Annotated in this window: 17 protein-coding genes; 10 read left to right on the top strand and 7 right to left on the bottom strand. The window is 71.2% G+C overall.

Features of this window, described 5'->3' with window-relative positions:
- Nucleotides 1-36 precede the first annotated feature (36 nt).
- The 3 genes from ACZ573_RS00170 to ACZ573_RS00160 all read left to right on the top strand — a co-directional run bounded on the left by ACZ573_RS00170 (nt 37) and on the right by ACZ573_RS00160 (nt 4,757).
- Nucleotides 37-1,524, top strand: a complete 1,488-nt coding sequence (locus ACZ573_RS00170; RefSeq protein ID WP_471297298.1) for a hypothetical protein — start codon at nt 37-39, stop codon at nt 1,522-1,524.
- 226 nt (nt 1,525-1,750) lie between these two features.
- Nucleotides 1,751-3,850 (top strand): hypothetical protein, encoded by a 2,100-nt coding sequence (locus tag ACZ573_RS00165; protein ID WP_471297296.1) that lies wholly within the window; start codon nt 1,751-1,753, stop codon nt 3,848-3,850.
- A 109-nt stretch (nt 3,851-3,959) separates the two neighbouring features.
- The gene (locus ACZ573_RS00160) at nt 3,960-4,757 is read left to right on the top strand and encodes a VOC family protein (RefSeq protein WP_471298967.1); all 798 of its coding nucleotides are present in this window, start codon (nt 3,960-3,962) and stop codon (nt 4,755-4,757) included.
- Between the two features lie 243 nt (nt 4,758-5,000).
- Here ACZ573_RS00160 and ACZ573_RS00155 read toward each other — a convergent pair whose 3' ends face one another.
- Together ACZ573_RS00155 and ACZ573_RS00150 are read right to left on the bottom strand one after the other, a co-directional pair.
- Entirely contained in the window at nt 5,001-5,195 is a 195-nt protein-coding gene (locus tag ACZ573_RS00155) for a hypothetical protein (RefSeq protein ID WP_471297294.1), read from the bottom strand.
- A 252-nt stretch (nt 5,196-5,447) separates the two neighbouring features.
- Complete coding sequence (locus ACZ573_RS00150; protein WP_471297292.1) at nt 5,448-5,846, bottom strand: ATP-binding protein; 399 nt, start codon at nt 5,844-5,846, stop codon at nt 5,448-5,450.
- Between the two features lie 152 nt (nt 5,847-5,998).
- On the opposite strand from ACZ573_RS00150, the gene ACZ573_RS00145 reads away from it, so the two are divergent.
- Genes ACZ573_RS00145 through ACZ573_RS00130 form a run of 4 tightly spaced genes read left to right on the top strand, consistent with a single transcriptional unit; the run spans nt 5,999 to nt 8,952 of the window.
- Nucleotides 5,999-6,784, top strand: coding sequence for a helix-turn-helix domain-containing protein (locus ACZ573_RS00145; RefSeq protein ID WP_390172282.1), 786 nt, complete (start codon nt 5,999-6,001; stop codon nt 6,782-6,784).
- Nucleotides 6,781-6,960, top strand: coding sequence for a DUF397 domain-containing protein (locus tag ACZ573_RS00140; RefSeq protein ID WP_471297290.1), 180 nt, complete (start codon nt 6,781-6,783; stop codon nt 6,958-6,960). The genes ACZ573_RS00145 and ACZ573_RS00140 overlap by 4 nt, the downstream gene beginning before the upstream one ends.
- A gap of 5 nt (nt 6,961-6,965) precedes the next feature.
- Nucleotides 6,966-8,198 carry a hypothetical protein gene (locus tag ACZ573_RS00135; RefSeq protein ID WP_471297288.1) on the top strand — a complete coding sequence of 411 codons (1,233 nt, stop codon included), beginning with the start codon at nt 6,966-6,968 and terminating at the stop codon, nt 8,196-8,198.
- A complete protein-coding gene (locus tag ACZ573_RS00130) occupies nt 8,182-8,952 on the top strand; it encodes an alpha-ketoglutarate-dependent dioxygenase AlkB (RefSeq protein WP_471298966.1) in 771 nt (256 codons plus the stop codon). Before ACZ573_RS00135 ends, ACZ573_RS00130 begins: the two co-directional genes overlap by 17 nt.
- A 17-nt stretch (nt 8,953-8,969) precedes the next feature.
- Here ACZ573_RS00130 and ACZ573_RS00125 read toward each other — a convergent pair whose 3' ends face one another.
- Nucleotides 8,970-9,737 (bottom strand): TetR/AcrR family transcriptional regulator, encoded by a 768-nt coding sequence (locus ACZ573_RS00125; RefSeq protein ID WP_471297286.1) that lies wholly within the window; start codon nt 9,735-9,737, stop codon nt 8,970-8,972.
- Between the two features lie 101 nt (nt 9,738-9,838).
- Here ACZ573_RS00125 and ACZ573_RS00120 point away from each other — a divergent pair, with 101 nt between their 5' ends.
- Both ACZ573_RS00120 and ACZ573_RS00115 read left to right on the top strand, forming a co-directional pair.
- Entirely contained in the window at nt 9,839-10,777 is a 939-nt protein-coding gene (locus ACZ573_RS00120; RefSeq protein ID WP_471297284.1) for an ABC transporter ATP-binding protein, read from the top strand.
- A complete protein-coding gene (locus tag ACZ573_RS00115; protein ID WP_471297282.1) occupies nt 10,774-11,529 on the top strand; it encodes an ABC transporter permease in 756 nt (251 codons plus the stop codon). The genes ACZ573_RS00120 and ACZ573_RS00115 overlap by 4 nt, the downstream gene beginning before the upstream one ends.
- Nucleotides 11,530-11,573: 44 nt before the next feature.
- Here the strand turns inward: ACZ573_RS00115 and ACZ573_RS00110 are convergent, their stop codons facing one another.
- The 3 genes from ACZ573_RS00110 to ACZ573_RS00100 form a co-directional block, all read right to left on the bottom strand.
- Nucleotides 11,574-11,846, bottom strand: a complete 273-nt coding sequence (locus ACZ573_RS00110; RefSeq protein ID WP_030721318.1) for a DUF1876 domain-containing protein — start codon at nt 11,844-11,846, stop codon at nt 11,574-11,576.
- Between the two features lie 1,134 nt (nt 11,847-12,980).
- Entirely contained in the window at nt 12,981-13,982 is a 1,002-nt protein-coding gene (hemB, locus tag ACZ573_RS00105; RefSeq protein WP_030869723.1) for a porphobilinogen synthase, read from the bottom strand.
- Between the two features lie 99 nt (nt 13,983-14,081).
- Nucleotides 14,082-15,137, bottom strand: a complete 1,056-nt coding sequence (locus tag ACZ573_RS00100) for a saccharopine dehydrogenase NADP-binding domain-containing protein (RefSeq protein WP_471297280.1) — start codon at nt 15,135-15,137, stop codon at nt 14,082-14,084.
- A 98-nt stretch (nt 15,138-15,235) separates the two neighbouring features.
- Here ACZ573_RS00100 and ACZ573_RS00095 point away from each other — a divergent pair, with 98 nt between their 5' ends.
- A complete protein-coding gene (locus ACZ573_RS00095; RefSeq protein WP_471297278.1) occupies nt 15,236-16,186 on the top strand; it encodes a GlxA family transcriptional regulator in 951 nt (316 codons plus the stop codon).
- On the opposite strand, the gene ACZ573_RS00090 is transcribed toward ACZ573_RS00095, so the two are convergent.
- Nucleotides 16,150-16,410: a hypothetical protein gene (locus ACZ573_RS00090; protein WP_471297276.1), complete on the bottom strand. Its 261-nt coding sequence runs from the start codon at nt 16,408-16,410 to the stop codon at nt 16,150-16,152. The genes ACZ573_RS00095 and ACZ573_RS00090 overlap by 37 nt on opposite strands.
- Nucleotides 16,411-16,565: the final 155 nt, after the last annotated feature.

Raw genomic sequence — 16,565 nt, 5'->3', positions numbered from 1 at the left:
ACCTGATCGTGTTCAAAACTTAGTGGGGGGACACCCGTGAAGAGCATCAAGCGCATGGCCGCCGTGGCCGCGGTGGCCGTCGCCGGTCCGACCATCCTGACCGCGACGCCCGCGATGGCCGCCGACCAGCCGGCCGTCATCGTCCCGGACGTGGCACCGAAGGACGACGCCGCCGACGCCGGTACGCCGACCCCGGCCGTGCCGGACGCCCAGACCCCGGCCCCGGCGCCGGTCCCGGCACCTGCGCCCGCCGTCCCGGACGCCCAGGCGCCCGCGCCGCATCCGGCGCCCGTCGCCGAGAAGGCGGCGAAGGACACCAAGAGCGACGAGGACACGCAGGGCGCCGAGTCCGACGGGATCCTCATGGGCCCCGAGGTCACGGTCGCGGGCATCCCGAAGGACGGTTTCAAGGCCGACGGCGGCTGGACCCCGCTGAAGGTGACGGTCGACAACTCCGGCCACATCGCCGTCCCGAACTACACGCCGAGCGTGACCGTCTACGAGGAGGACGGCAAGTTCAAGCCCTCGCAGATCAAGGTCGAGTGGAAGACCGCCGGCGGAACCTGGCAGGCCGCCAAGCTCGTACAGGGCGAGGAGCTCGGCCCCGGCCTCCAGTACACCTTCGGGACGGCCCCGTCCGTCACCAAGAACGCCTCCTACACGGTCGACGTGCGGATCTCCTTCGCCGCCGACAGCCCGGTGGTGCCCTTCGACCTGGCCTCGGACGGCAAGAGCCGCGTCGGGAACCACGTCAACCACTCGCCCTCCACCTGGTACAGCACCCGGATCGCCGGTGCGGTCGGCGGACCCGAGGACCCGTTCGTCGAAGGCCCCGCGCTGACGGTGAACGGCGTACCGGAGAGCATCAAGGTGGGCGGTGACTGGACGAACCTGTCCGTCCACCTGGACAACGCCGGGAAGCAGACCCTGAAGGGCTTCAACGTCGGGCTGGTCCTGGCCCGTCCCGACTGGGTCAAGATGAAGCCCTCCCAGATCAAGGTCGAGGTCCTGAGCAAGGACAAGAACGGCAAGGCCGGCTGGCACGACGCCGAGGTCTGGTCCGAGGAGGAGAGCGTCTTCTTCGCCGTCGATCTCGCGGGCGGCCCGGTCGCGGCCGGCCAGAGCTTCGACGTCCAGGTCCGGATCCGCTTCGCCGCCGACGCGCCCCTCGGCGCCGTCAGCATCTTCTCCTGGGGCTCGTCCGACATCGACCCGGACACCCCGGCGCCGTGGGCGGACTCGCGTTCCAAGGCCCGCCTGACGAACCTCGTCGCCGCCTCCCCGGACACGGGCGAGAACGGCAACCAGCCGAAGCCGAACGGCGGCGCCAAGCCGATCACCGACACGACCGGCAACACGGGCACGACCGGCGCGACCGGCACGACCGGCACCACCGGTGGCGAGCTCGCCGCCACCGGCAGCGACCCGGCCACCACCTGGGCTCTCGGCGGCGCCGGCGTGGCCCTCGCGATGGGCGCCGCCCTGGTCGCGGGCACCGGCCGCCGCCGCCGCACCACCGCCTGAGGCACCGCTCGCGTTCACCCGTACGGCCCGGATCGGGCCGTACGGGCCGGGCAGCAGGACGGCCGGGCCGCCCCGTGGACCCGGACTCCCGGAGCGTCGGGGGACCGTACATATTTCGCAATCCTGTAGCCCTCTGCAAGCTCCTCCCGTCTCACTAACCTTGGCGCCTCCCAAGGGGTTTGGGGTGGCTCCGGTCTGATGTCCGGAGCCCGGGGAGGTATAGAGCATGCAGTTCAAGCGCATGGCCGTCGTGGCAGCAGCCGCGGTGGCCGGCCAGACGCTCCTGATGGCCGCACCGGCGGTGGCCGAGGAGCATCCGGCGGTGACCGTGCCGGACGCGGTACCCGCGGACACCGCCGGACCGGCGGGGGCAGCGCCGCAGGAACAGGCCGAGGACACCGGCCCACAGCAGCCCGCCGCGCAGGCGATGGCCGCACCGGCGGCGCCGGAAGCCCCGGAAGCACCCGCCGTCCCGGCCGCGTCCGAGCCACAGCCACAAACGCAGAGGCAGGGGCAGCCTCAGCAGCAGACACAGGCGCTGCCCGAGGCCGTCGAGGACGAGCAGGACACCGGGTCCGACCGGATCCTGATGGGGCCCGAGGTCACGGTCCAGGGCATCCCCGCGGACGGCTTCAAGGCCGACGGCAGCTGGACCCCGCTCACCGTGACCGTCGACAACTCGGGCCATGTCGCCGTGGCGGACTACACCCCGGTGCTGGGCGTCTCGCAGGCCGCCGGACAGTTCGGGCCCGCCCACATCAAGGTCGAGTACCGCACCGCGGGCGGGCCGTGGACGGCCGCCGGGCCGGCCCGGACCGCGGCCCCCACGCTCGGCTACGCCCTCGGCAGCGCCGCCGCGGTCCCCGTCGGCGAGGTCCGGACCATCGACGTCCGGATCAGCTTCGCCGCGGACACCCCCGTCGTCCCGTTCGACCTGACGGCGGACGGCACGGGCCGGGTGGGGACGGCCACCGGCAACTCCCCCACCTCCTCGTACGCGACCAGGATCGCGGGCGCGCCCGGTGGCGACGAGGACCCGCTACACACTGAAGGTCCCGCCCTGACGGTGAGCGGGGTCCCGGAATCGGTGCGCGCGGGCGGCGACTGGACGAACCTCTCCGTCCGCGTGGACAACGCGGGGAAGGGTGAGCTGGCCGCCTTCGACCTGGGACTGGTCCTGGCCCGGCCCGACTTCGTCTCCATGCAGGTCTCGCAGATCGCGGTCGAGGTCCTGCGGCCGGCCGCGGACGGACAGCCGGCGGCCTGGCAGTCCGTCGAGATCACCTCGGACGAGGACGGCTACTTCTTCGCGGGCGGGCTCGTGCGCGGCCCGATCGGCGCGGGTGCGGCCTTCGACGTCCCGGTCCGCGTCCGCTTCTCCGCCGACGCCCCGACCGGCTCGGTCTCCTTCTTCGGCTGGGGCACGTCCCAGGTCGACGCGGAAACACCCCCACCCTGGGCCGGCTCCCGCTCGAAGCGCCAACTCACCACCCTCCTGGCCCCGGCCACCACCCCGGGCGGGGAGACTCCGGGAGGAGGGACTCCCGGCGGGGAGACCCCCGGCGGCACACCGGGCGGAGGCACGCCCGGAGGCGGCACCCCAGGCGCGGAGACCCCCGACGGCGGCACACCGGGAGGCGGCACCCCGGGCGGGGAGACTCCGGGCGGCGGCACCCCAGGCGCGGAGACCCCCGGCGGCGGCACGCCCGGCGGAGGCACCCCAGGCGGGGAGGCTCCCGGCGGAGGCACCCCGGGCGGGGGAACTCCCGGCGGGGAAGCCCCCGGCGGAGGCACACCGGGAGGCGGCACCCCGGGCGGGGAGACTCCGGGCGGCGGCACCCCGGGCGGGGAGACTCCGGGCGGCGGCACCCCGGGCGGGGGAACTCCCGGCGGGGAGGCTCCCGGCGGGGGCACCCCAGGCGGGGAGACTCCAGGCGGAGGCACCCCCGGCGGGGAAGCCCCCGGCGGAGGCAATCCCGGCGGAGGCACCCCGGGCTCGGAAACTCCTGGCGGAGGCAATCCCGGCGGGGACACCCCAGCGGGAGGGACACCCGGCAGCGGAACCCCGGGCGGCACCCCCGCTGGGGAGACTCCCGGAGGGGGTACCCCGGGTGGTGCACCCGGGTTCAACGTGCCGCAGCCGAACGGCGGCATCGGCACCGGCACCGTCACAGTCCCCACCAGCGGGAGCGGAACCGCTCTCGCCGCCACCGGCGCCGACCCGGCCACCAGCTGGGCCCTCGGCGGGGCGGGGACTGCCCTGGCCCTGGGCGCAGCCCTGGTCGCCGGCACCGGCCGCCACCGCCGCCGTCACCGCACCGGCTGACGCCCCGCCCGCCCCCGTTTCACCCGTACGGCCCGATTCGGGCCGTACCAGCCGGGTAGGGGACGGCCCGTCCTTCCCCCACCCACCACCGGAGGCCTCCGTGCCCGACATGAACGGCCCCTACAAGCCCGGCACTCCCTGCTGGATCGACCTGATGGTCCCCGACCAGCAGGCCGCCCTCGACTTCTACTGCGACCTGTTCGGCTGGCAGGGAGAGATCGGCCCGGCCGAGCAGGGCGGCTACTCCGTCTGCACCCTCAAGGGCCGACCGGTCGCCGGCATCATGAAGGCGATGAACCCGGACGGCACCGTCCCGGACCCGATGCCGCCGACCGCGTGGACCACGTACCTGTCCACCGACGCCATCGACTCCACCCTCAAGGCCGCCACCGACGCCCACGGCACCGTCATGATGGGCCCGATGGACGTCATGGACCTCGGGCGGATGGCCGTCGTCGCCGACCCGACCGGTGCCGTGTTCGGCCTGTGGCAGCCCGGCTCCTTCGACGGCGCCGGCATCGTCAACGAGCACGGCGCCCTCATCTGGAACGAGCTGAGCACCAGCGACGTCCCTGCCGCCGCCGCGTTCTACTCCGCCATCCTGCCGATCACCACGGCCGCCTCGCACATGCCCGGCGCCGAGGGGTACACGGAGTTCAAGGCCTCCGGGCGCGTGGTGGGCGGAATGATGAACCTGGACCAGTCGCCGCCCGGCACTCCCCCGAACTGGCTGCCGTACTTCCAGGTCGACAGCGTCGACGACATCCAGGCCGCCGCCGTACGGGGCGGAGCCACCGTCCTCGCCCCCGCCTTCGACATGGTGGCGGGCCGCATGGCCGTCCTGGCCGACCCGCAGGGCGGCACCTTCGCGGTGATCACGTCGACGGTCACGGAGCAGCCCGCCTGATAAGACCTGGCGCGCAGGGAATGTTCCCCCTGTGCGCCTCCTCCTTCTGCGGAAGGATCCCGGACGCGAATGCCCCCCGACTGATTTCGGCAGTCGGGGGGCATTCGCTCAATTACCGTCCGCGCAACATTCTCCGACCGGAGCGCGCGGCGCTATCAGCATCACCCGAACCCTGGTCGAATCGGCAACCAAAGCCGACCGGACCGCGACCCCGAGAATTGCGCACGCCCTGACCTGATCGGATCAGATGGTCTCATTGGAGCTGGCCGGCAGGTAGAAGTTCCAGCTCCCCTGACCGTGGTGCTGCCCGTCCGGGGAGTTGCCCGAGGGACAGGCCCCGTTGTCGGGGCGACCGTTCCACCACATGGTGTAACAGTGGTTACAGAAGCGCCAGTTGTCCTGGAACGTGTTCACGTCGTTGGGGATGGGGGCGGCCATGGCAGCCTTCTTTCTGGAGTGGAGACGGCGCGAACCCCTACGCGATGAGCCCGATATGGCGAGCCTGCACATGTGGGGTCGCGATCCGAACAAGGGAATACTACTCACCGAATACCAGGAATTCGGGCGCATCACGTCACCGTGTCGGCGTTCTAGGTCGCCTCACGCGCTACCATTCACAGAGAAACGAATCTCTTGACGGTGGAATCCATTTCCACTTACACATTTCAGGAAAGATTATTCAGGGAAGAATCACGCGCGTCCGATTCGGAACTCGCACCAGACGACCTTCCCCGGGGTCCGGGGAAGCACCCCCCATTCGTCGGCGAGGGCGGCGACGAGGGTGAGGCCCCGACCGTGCGGCCGGTCGCCGATCCGCGTCAGTCCGGGCCCGCCGTCGTGCACCTCGATGCGGACGGTCGCATCCTCGAAGCCGAACAGCCGCAGCAGGTAACCGCGGCCGGGCGGGACGCCGTACCGCAGGGCGTTGGTGGCCAGCTCGCTCACGCAGAGCAACATCTCGTCGTGGCGCTCGGTCACCACCCACGCCTGCAAGGTGTCACGTGTGAACTGGCGCGCGGCTGCGACGGTTCGAGGTGAGCGCAGGTAGAGACGCTCGCGCATGAGCGCCGCCTGGAAAGTTGGATTCACCGGACGATCGTCGCGTTGCGTGACTAGCGTGTGGCTGAGCGCCGACCCGTACTCCTTCATGAGTACGGGTCCGCACGGGGTATTCCGCTTGCGTGGGTGGGGAGTTCGCTGTCATGCCACCGAGGAAACGAGTACGGCCGAACGCGACGACCATGAAGATGGTCGGCGCGATGGTGGCCGCAGCCCGCATCGCCAAGAACCTGACCCAGAAGCAGCTGGGCGAGCTGGTCCGCCTGGACGCGGAGACCATCGCGTCCATCGAGCAGGGCCGGCGGGCGCTGATGCCGAACGTCGCGGAGTTGATGGATCTGCACCTGGGGCTGCCGGGCCTGCTGACCGTTGCAGCGCTGGAACTACCTGACATCGACACGACACCGCCCTGGGCCGAGGAATACCTGGCCCTTGAGCTCAAAGCCATCACCTTGTCCTGGTACGAAGGCCAGCGCGTGCCCGGGCTGCTTCAAACGGAGGGCTACGCCCGGGCCCTCTTCAAGTGCCGTGTCCCGGCACACCCCGAGGAAACCGTTGAGGATCTGACCGCCCGCCGCATGGCTCGGCAGGAGATCCTGCACCGCAAGACACCACCGACCCTGAGCTTCGTCATCTGGGAGCCCGCCGTCCGCCACCGCATCGGCGGCCGAGAAGTACATGAGGAACTCCTGCGGCACTTGCTCGCCTGTACGGAACTTCCGGACGTCTCCATCCAGGTGATGCCGCTGGACCAGTCCGCCCACGCAGCCCTCGACGGTCCCTTCATCCTCCTGGAAACCCCCACCCACCAGCACCTCGGATACTCGGAGAGTCAGCGTGGCAGCAGGCTCATCTCAGACCCCGACGAGGTCAGCATCATGGCTCGCCGATATGCAATGCTGCGGACTCAGGCCCTCAACACCGTCCAGACACAGGGCCTGTTGGACCGCCTGCTAGGAGAGCTATGAGCACCGAACTGAAGTGGTTCAAGTCCAGCCACAGCGGCGGCGACGGCGACGCCTGCGTCGAGATTGCCCCCAGCCCGGCCACCATCCACGTCCGGGACTCGAAGGTCCAGGACGGCCCCGTCCTGGAGCTCGGTCCGGCGAGCTGGGCGGCGCTGACCTCCTGGCTTGCTCGATAGCCCACATGTACCCGACACAGCTGACGGAAGCCCGCATCGATGATGCGGGCAACATACTCGTCGCGCCTTCGACGTTGCAGGACAGCGACCTGGTCAGGGACTTCTTCGGGTCCGTGATCACACCGGAGGACCTCGCTTCCGGTGCGACCGACCTCGCGCGGAAGACCGTCTACCTGTGTGGCGACGTATCCGGGATCAGCTGTCGCCGACTGGAGGCGGCGGACCGGGTGTTCGTCGTCCGGGAGCTGTCGCGCGGCTACGCCGAGGAGGACGTCGACACGCCCTGGACCCTCGTCGGTGTCGGCCGAGTCCCGCTCCGGGTACACGGCGCCGGTGTGTACTACCGCCGCTTCTTCGACCTCGACGCCGATCACTTCGGACGGATACGCGCGGAGCACACCTTCCAGTCCCTGACGGAGTCCACCAAGCCCGGAACGGCCCATCGCAGCGGAATCTATCTGACGCCCGTCGAGCAGGACGGCGACGCACTGCATTTCCGCCTGCTCCGGTGCTCCACGAATCTCTCGGGGCCGACCGAGGGCTTTCGTACGACCGACACCCGCATCGTCGAGGCTCTGAATCGCGAGGCTGCCACCGTCTTCCGGGGCCAGGCACCGCTGAATCACGTCCTCGCGCAGATCTACCACAACACCCTTGCCACGGCGGAGCGCAAGCAGTCCAAGGCCAGGATTTCGGCCCATGCCGACAAGACCAAGGACATGCCCGTCAATGGTGTCATGGCCTTCTGCACCTTCTATGACGGGCTCGAAAGGCTGCAGCCCATGGCCGAAGACCCCTTCGACTACGGCGTGAAGCGTGCCAGCGGGCTGACCAGACTCCGCTTTCGCCTCAAGGAGCCGATCGGGGAAGGCGACGGGGGCGCGCTCACCCCGCAGTTCGCCCTGACGCTCTATCCCGGCTCCGTGTTCTTCATGCCGCTGTCCACCAACCGTCTGTACACGCACGAAATCCGGCCCTCGACACTGGACGCCGAGACCCTCCCGACCCGCCTGGGGTACGTGGTGCGCTGTTCGAGCGCCGAAGCCGTTCACAAGGACGGCCACACGTTCCTCAAAGCGGCCGGGGACCTGGTGAAGCTGGGGCCACCGACCCCAGAGGGCATGGACGAGCTGCGCAGGCTGTACGCCGAGGAGAACAGGACCTCGTCCTTCATCGACTACGGCGACGCATTCCTCTTCAGCATGAACACGGGAGACTATGTTGCCCCCCGCGTCTAGGATCTCGGATGAGATCGTCTCGCGCTCGTTGCCGGCCGAGCAGGATCTCTTCGCGGAGCTGTCCGCGTCGGCTCGTCTGGAAGCCGCGGGAAAGGGCCGGCACGGCGCCGTGCTCACCAGGATCGACGAGGCGGAGGGTGTGCCTCTCGTACGCACCACCACCCGATACAGCAGCCCGGCGCAGCGTTTCCGCGCGGTGCACGAACGGCTGGCGCAACAGATTCAAGAACATGCGGCGATCCCGGTCGGCTTCAACAACGCTCTCATCGAGAGCTACACGAATGCCTACAGAACCATGGGCAGCCATTCCGATCAGGCCCTGGATCTGGCCGACGAGTCCTGTATCGCCGTCTTCTCCTGCTACCGGCATCCCGAAGCGGGCCCACCACGGAAGCTGGTATTCGAATCAAAGGGCTCTGATGTCGACACGTTCGAGATCCCTCTCACCCACAACAGCGTCGTCGCGTTCTCCGTCGACTCGAATCGGCGGTTCAAGCACAAGATCGTGCTGGACACGCCCGTCCCCACGGTGGACAACCAATGGCTGGGCGTGACGTTTCGGACGTCGAAGACCTTCGTCCGGTTTCGCGACGGACATGCGTACCTGCCGCAGGGCGCACGCCTCACATCGGCCGATGACGAGCAGAGGCGCGAGTTCTACCGGCTACGGCGCCGCGAGAACGATGAGACGGATTTCGTCTATCCCCCGCTGACGTACACCGTCAGCGAGAGTGACCTACTGCCGCCCGCCTGACCTGACCTGGCCTGGCCTCAAGGGCGGCTCGCCACCAGCGCCGCCAGGCCGTCCAGGATGCGGTCCAGGCCGAAGCGGAACTGGAAGTCCGGCTCGCCGGAGCCGCTGAACGCGTCCGAGTCCAGCAGCCGCGTCACCGCAGGGTGGCTGTCCGGTCCGGTCATGACCCGCAGCGTGCGGACGTACTGGCCGAGCGCCTGTTCCGGGGCGACCCCGGACTTCACGATGGCGTCGATCATGTCGGCGGCCATCGTGGCCTCGTTCCGCACCAGGCCCCCGATCAGGATGATCGTCGAGAGCTTCTCGCTCTCCGCCAAACCCGTGCCGGCCATGGCGCCGAGGCCCCGGTCCATCCAGGCCAGCTGGTTCGGGGAGACGGGCGCGGCGGTGATCGGGATGCGCAGGATCCAGGAGTTGGCCATCAGGACGGCCCGCTGCGCGTAGGCCCAGTTCGTGAGCCGCTCGCGCCAGCCCCACCCCTCCGCCTCCGGCGGCAGCGGCGGCGGGGTGCCGACCCCCGCGTCCGACATGAGGACGTAGAGCTCCTCCTTGGCGGCGACGTACCGGTAGAGGGACATCGTCGAGACGCCCAGCTCCTTGGCCACCCGGCCCATGGAGACGGCGTCCATGCCCTCACCCGCGGCCAGCGTCACGGCCGCCTCCACGATCTTCGGCAGCGTGAGCGTGGGGCGCGGCCCCTTCCCCGGGCGTTCCCGCAGACCCCAGGCCATCTCCAGGCTCGCCGGGAGCCCGGTGCCGCTGTCCTCGTCGTCCTCGCCCGCCATGACCGCCCACTCCTCGATTGACCCCCATCCTAGTTCTGTGTATTACTTACACAGAAGAGCGTAAGGCATACGCAGAAACGGCGAAGGGAGCACCATCCCTCATGACCACGCACGCCTCCCACGACCACCTCGGCATCCACGCCACCGGCCTGACCAAGTCCTACGGAGACCTCCGCGTCCTCGACGGCATCGACCTCGCCGTCCCGCGCGGCAGCGTCCTCGCCCTCCTCGGCCCCAACGGCGCCGGCAAGACCACCACCGTCCGGATCCTCGCCACCCTCACCGCCGCCGACTCCGGCACCGCCCGCGTCGCCGGGCACGACACCGCCACCGCACGCTCCCGGGTCCGCGAACTCATAGCCCTCACCGGCCAGTTCGCCGCCGTCGACGAGCTACTGACCGGCACCGAGACCCTCCGCATGATGGGCCGCCTCGCCGGACTCTCCCCGCGCGCCGCCCGTACCCGTGCCGACGAGCTCCTTGCCCGGTTCGGCCTCACCGAAGCGGCCGGGCGCACCGCGAAGACGTACTCCGGCGGCATGCGCCGCCGCCTCGACCTCGCCGCCAGCCTCGTCTCCCGCCCCGAGGTGATCTTCCTGGACGAGCCGACCAACGGCCTCGACCCGCGCAGCCGCCAGGACCTCTGGGAGCTCGTACGGGAACTGCGCGCCGACGGAACCACCGTGCTGCTCACCACCCAGTACCTGGAGGAGGCCGACCGGCTCGCCGACCGCGTCGCCGTCCTCGCCGACGGCCGCATCGCCGCCGAGGGCACCCCGGCCGAGCTGAAGGCCCGGGTCGCGGGCCACCGGCTCGACCTGACCCTCACCACCGCCGCCGCCTACGAGGCCCTCGCCCCGCGCGCCGTCCACCTCGCCCCCGACGAGCTCACCCTCGGCCTGCCCACCGACGGCACCGCCGCCCACGTCCGGACCCTGCTCGACGAACTCGACCCGCACCGCACCGACATCGACCGCTTCGCCCTGCGCAGCGCCACCCTCGACGACGTCTTCCTCGCCCTGACGGGAGCCGCCCGATGACCGCCACGCCCGTGCGCGCCTTCGCCCTGACCGGCCGCAGCCTGCGCATCAGCAGCCGCCGGCCCGACGCGCTGATCGCCGCCCTGATGCTGCCCGTCATGCTGATGCTGATCTTCGTCTACTTCTTCGGCGGGGCCATCGACACCGGCACGGCGTACGTGACGTACGTGGTGCCCGGCGCCATGCTGCTGTGCGCGGGCTTCGGAGCGGCCTCCACCGCCGTCAGCGTCGCCGAGGACATGACGAACGGCGTCATCGACCGCTTCCGGTCCCTCGATGTCGGCGGCATCCCGATCCTCGCCGGGCACGTCGCGGCCTCGGTGGTGCGCAACCTGATCTCCACCACCCTGGTCCTCGCCGTCGCCCTCGCGATCGGCTTCCGCCCGCAGGCGGGCCCGGCCGCCTTCCTCGCCGCGGCCGGCCTGCTGCTGACGTACATCACGGCGATCTCGTGGCTGGCCGCCGCGCTCGGGCTGCTCGCCAGGACGCCGGAGGCGGCGGGCGGCTTCACCTTCCTGATGATGTTCCTGCCGTACCCGTCGAGCGCCTTCGTCCCCATCGACACCATGCCCGGCTGGCTCCACGGCTTCGCCGACCACCAGCCGCTGACCCCGGTGATCGAATCCCTGCGCGCACTGCTCCTGGCGCAGCCCGCGGGACACGCCCCCTGGGTGGCCCTGACCTGGTGCGCCGGCATCACGGCCGTGGCCATGACCCTGGCGGCAGTCCTCTTCCGCGGCAGAACCCGCTGACGGGCTCCGGTCGGAGCCCCTCAGCGGGCCTGTGAGCCTGCCGCTCAGCCATTGAGCGGGTAGGAATGGCGGCCCGTGGCCTCATCGATCTCGGCGTGGGCCTTCTGCAACATCTGCGACGCGAGATCCATGAGCGCACGAGCGCCCGCGATCTCTTCCCCGACCCTCAGCTGCTCCGGGTCGGAGGGATGACGCAAGGCATAGCCCCGCGCCTTGATCTCGGAGCCGTCCCCGAGCCTTACCAGGGCCGCCGCACTGGTGCGGTGGCCCTCCTCGGTGAATTCGAGCTCCACATGCCACCCGACGAGCGTGGCCATGGTGCATCACCTCCAGGGGGTCACCCTTCCCTCCAGGGTGCGCCTGGGGGGAGAGGAGCGCGAGCGGGGGCCGGGGACTTCGGGTGGGGGCGGGAGCTGCTCGGGCGGCATCAGGGATGCGTATGGGGGTTTCCCGTCAGTCTCATCGTCTCTCCATGTCGGGCCGGTCCCTCAAGGGCGCTCCTCCTTCGTCGTCGCGTCGCTGCGCGATGGCCTTCGGCCACCCTTGACCGACCGCCCCGCCCCGGAAAGTCGAAGACTGCCGGGAAACCCCCAAAGGAACGAGCCGGGTGTTCCTTTCCAGGGACGGGGCGGCCAGAGATGCGCGAGGAGATCCCCGGTGGGCACGACCGAGAGGCGGGGCCCATCACAGACCAGGGCCCGTGTCGGGGAGGCGCGTCCAATCGCTATGTGCTCCTGACGTCTTGGCGCCCGACGACCGTCCTGGGCTGGGCAGAGGCCGCCCCAGATCGCTACATGCTTCTCCACGACCGCGACCGACGGCCGTCAGGGGCTGAATGCTCGCTATTCCGTCGTGGAGCCGGGTCAACGCGAGCATCACCCCACAAGTCCATGCCCAAACAGGGGTAGTTGGGGCAAACGGTCGGCCATTCTGCCCACCCACGTGCCCTGCCCCGCATCCACGACGGAATAGCCGTCGTCCCACGCCTTTCCACCCCGGTCAGCCGTCAGACGCCCCCTATGAGGAGCGTCCAAGGCTCGTGGGCGGCCTATGTCCAGCCCAGGACGGTGGTCGGACGCTGAGACGTGAGGGGCGCGTGGCGATCGGGCGTGCTCCCCCCGACACGGGCCCTGGTCTCGATGGGCCCCGCCTCGGGGCCATGCCTTCGCGCCCGACCGGGTCGGGCATCTCTGACCGCCCCGTCCCTGGAAGGATCGACCGGCCCGTTCCTTTGGGGGTTTCCCGGCAGTCTTCGTATGTCCGGGGCGGGACGGTCGGTCAAGGGTGGAGCGCAGCGACATCGCGAAGCGACGCGACGTAGGAGCGCCCTTGAGGGACCGGCCCGAACCGGAGAGACGAAGACTGCCGGGAAACCCCCATACGCATCCCTGATGCCGCCCGAGCAGATCCCGCCCCCACCCGAGGCCCCCGCCCCCGAAGCCCTCCAGCCCTCAGCGCGTCTCGCGCAGCCAGCCCGCGACCTCGGTCGCCCAGTACGTGAGGATCGTGTCGGCGCCCGCCCGCTTGATGCCCAGCAGGGTCTCCAGGATCGCGCGGTCGCGCTCGATCCAGCCCTTCTCCGCCGCCGCCTCGATCATCGCGAACTCGCCGCTGATCTGGTACGCCGCCACCGGAACGTCCACCGCCTGCGCGACCCGGTACAGGATGTCGAGGTAGGGACCGGCCGGCTTGACCATCACCATGTCCGCGCCCTCCTCCAGGTCCAGGGCGAGCTCCCGCAGGGACTCCCGGGCGTTCGCCGGGTCCTGCTGGTACGTCTTGCGGTCGCCCTGCAGCGAGGAGGCGACGGCCTCGCGGAAGGGACCGTAGAAGGCGGACGTGTACTTCGCCGTGTAGGCGAGGATCGACACGTCCTCGTGCCCGGTCTCGTCGAGCGCGTCACGGATGACGCCGACCTGCCCGTCCATCATCCCGCTCGGCCCGACCACGTGGACGCCCGCGTCCGCCTGGACCTGAGCCATCTCGGCGTAGCGCTCCAGCGTCGCGTCGTTGTCGACGCGCCCGTGCTCGTCCAGCACACCGCAGTGGCCGTGGTCGGTGTACTCGTCCAGGCACAGGTCGGACATGATGACGAGGTCGTCGCCGACCTCCGCCTTCACGTCGCGGATCGCGACCTGCAGGATCCCGTCCGGCTCGGTGCCCGCCGTGCCCAGCGCGTCCTTGTTCTCGTCGGCCGGGACACCGAACAGCATGATCCCGGCGACCCCCGCCTCGACCGCCTCGACGGCGGCCTTCCGCAGCGTGTCCCGGGTGTGCTGCACGACGCCGGGCATCGCGGAGATCGCCAGGGGCTCGCTGATGCCCTCCCGGACGAAGGCCGGGAGGATCAGGTCCGAGGGGTGCAGCCGGTTCTCCGCGACCATCCGCCGCATCGCCGGGGTGGTGCGCAGCCGGCGGGGCCGCGAACCGGGGAAGGATCCGTACGCGCTCATCTTCAGTCGCCTCTTCGAGCATCGACAGCAGTCCGCACAAGGGTAGAGCCCGGGCCCCCGCTCCCGGGCTCCACCCGTGCAGCCGGCCGCCGGTCAGCCCTAGCCCTCCACCGACAGGTACGGGGCCAGCGCCCGCAGGAAGTCCGGTGCGTCGAACATCGCCGCGGCCGAGGCCACGCCCGTCGTCCGGGTGCGCCCGGACAGGATGCGCTCGACGGCCTCCACCGCCAGGGGCGCGGTGACCGCGTAGATGTCCTGGCCGTGTGCGGTGGCGCGGCGTTCGACGCCGCCCGCGCGGACCAGGACGTCGACGACGAAGGTCTGGTCCGACCGTCCGAGGTCGTCGACCGCCTCCGGCGCCGGCGTGTCCGCCCCGGCCAGGTCCCGCGCGGCCTCCACGGCCATGTACGTGCGCACCTCGGGCACGGCCACGTGGCTGGGCACGGTGACGACATCGGCCATGGTGAACTCCGCGATCACCGCTCGCCGGCCGAGCGGCTCGGGGAAGACCCAGTCCTGCTCCGACAGCTGGTCGTCGTGGTACTGCAGGGCGCCGTCCGTGAACCTCACCCGGCGGCCGCCGCGGCGCTCGTGGGAGACCGCGCCGGCCGTCCTGGTGCCCGCCGTGGGCTGCCAGCTGCTCAGCCCGTACGCGATGTGCACCTCGTCCGCCGCGGTCCGCTCACCCAAGGCCGCGCCGACCAGCAGGTCGCCCAGGCCCCCGTAGAAGGCCATGGCCGGCACCACGGGCACCTCCGCCTTGCGGGCCGCTTCCGCGTGGTCGGCGAACATCGCCGCGTTCGCCTCGATCTCCGCGGCGACGTCGACGTAGGGGATCCCCGCGCGCAGGGCCGCCTCGACGACCGGGCCGCCCGTCACCGCGAACGGTCCGGCGGCGTTGATGACGGCCGCCGCTCCGGCGAGAGCCCGGTCCAGGGAGGCCGGGTCGTCCACGGTGGCCGGGCGGACGAGGACGTCCGCGTCCCCGGCCGCCAGGGCCTCCAGCCGGGCCCCGTCCCGGCCGGAGACGACGGCGGCGATGCCGCGCCTGCGCAGCTCGGCGACGATGAAACGACCGGTGTGTCCCGTCGCCCCGTAGACCACCACCGCGCCGGCCGTACCCGTCCCGCGGTCCGTGCTGCCCACCGTGCTCATCGTTCTCCCCGTCCTCGTCGCCTCGGTGAACCCAGTCTCGGGGCGGGCCGTGCCCGAACGTGATGGTCCGGAACGACATCACCCGTACACTTTCGGACATGCCCACTGTCGCCCTGGCGGCCGCCGGCCACATGCTGCACTTCGAGCTGGCGGTGGCCTACGAGATCTTCGGCAATCCCCCGCTCGACGCCTCGCAGGGCTGGTACGACGTTCTGCTCTGCGGCCCAGGTCCGGTGCGCGTCGGCCCGTTCACCGTCGAGCCCGACCACGGCCTGGAGCGCCTGGTCCGGGCCGACACGGTGATCGTGCCCGCCTGCGCCGACGTGGACGAGCCGCCACCGCCCGAGCTGGTCGACGCCGTGCGCGAGGCCCACGCGGCGGGTGCCCGGGTCGCCTCCCTGTGCACCGGGGCCTTCGTGCTCGGCGCCGCGGGCCTGCTGGACGGGCGGCGGGCCACCACCCACTGGGCGCACGCCGCGGAGCTGAGCGCACGCCATCCGCTGGCCGAGGTGGACCCGGACGTGCTCTACACGGACAACGGGAGCGTGCTCACGGCCGCGGGCAAGGCAGCCGCCGTGGACCTGTGCCTGCACCTGATCCACCTCGACCACGGCGCCGCCGTCGCCAACTCCATCGCCCGCCGTCTGGTCATGGCGCCGCACCGGCCCGGCGGCCAGGCGCAGTTCGTGGCCACCCCGGTGCAGGTCACGGGCGGCGACCACCAGCTCGCCGGGCTGCTGGCCTGGGCCCAGCAACGGCTGGACCGGCCGCTGACCGTCACCGAGATGGCGCGCAGGGCCAGTACGAGCCCGCGCCACCTGGGCCGGCAGTTCCGGGCGGTCACCGGTCAGACCCCGCTGCAGTGGCTGCTGACCCAGCGCGTCCGCCGCGCGCAGGAGTTGCTGGAGGCCACCGACGAGACCGTCGAGGCGGTCGCCGTCGCCGCCGGCATGGGTACGGCGACGACGCTGCGCCGCCAGTTCAAGCGGGTCGTCGGCGTCCCGCCCGACAGCTACCGGCGCGCGTTCCGCAGCGCGAACCCCCGCTGACGGCCGCTACGTTCCGGGTCCGCGGCCGCCGCGTCGGGATCGGCTCCGGCCCGCAGCAGCGCCCGGGCGACCTCCTCGTCGAGGGCCGCCACCGCCGTGCACAGTACGGTCAGCCCGTGCGCGTCCACCGCGTCGGGGTTTCTCCCCGGCCCCAGCCGGGCGTGGACCTCCGGGAGGTCCCCCGCCCGCACCGCCGCCACCAGCCGCGCGTCCCGATCCGTCATCCGCTCCCCGTCTCCCGCTCCCGTCCGGCCGTGATCCTCGCGGGAGGGGGGAACGGCCGCACCACGGGATGACCGGGGCGGAGCGACGAAGGGGCCCGGGCGCGGAATCCCTCCGCACCCGGGCCCCTTCACCCGTTCCGTCGGCCGGAGTCCGG

Source organism: Streptomyces sp. NPDC040545, from assembly GCF_055595065.1.
The sequence above is the reverse complement of the archived record's forward strand: the minus strand, read 5'-3'. Positions and strand labels throughout refer to the sequence as shown.